Below are 368 nucleotides of genomic sequence, written 5' to 3' on the forward strand. Positions count from 1 at the left end.
GTGCGTGTCCGGCGGGACACGCGGTTTGTGGTCTCGGTGGTCGCGAGCGCAGCGTTCACTTCACCGAGGAATTTGGTCAGGACGCCAGCGAGGCCTTCGAGAATGGGACGGCATTCGGCCGATGCGTTGGCAAAGATGGCCGTGAGTTGCGCAGACTGGTATTTGTGTGCGACGGATTCGATGTCGGCAACCAGCGTGATCATCTTCGCTCTGGCGTCAGCAGACGAGTTGATGTCGTCCTGCTGTTGTGCGATTTCCAGGTTGAGTCGATCAAGCTCGTCCTGCTTGCGCTTAACGTCCTCATTGGCCGCTTCGAGGCGACGGTTGGCTTCTTGGAGCGCATCGTCCAGGGTCTGGAGTCCTGGCGG

At 60.1% G+C, this 368-nt stretch carries 1 protein-coding gene; it reads right to left on the reverse strand.

Going from position 1 to position 368, the window contains the following annotated elements; translation table 11 throughout:
* On the reverse strand, nucleotides 1-368 hold a 368-nt coding region (locus RVY79_RS18015), incomplete at both ends, for a hypothetical protein (protein WP_317465889.1).

Source organism: Chromohalobacter sp. HP20-39, from assembly GCF_033052815.1.
GTDB lineage: Bacteria > Pseudomonadota > Gammaproteobacteria > Pseudomonadales > Halomonadaceae > Chromohalobacter.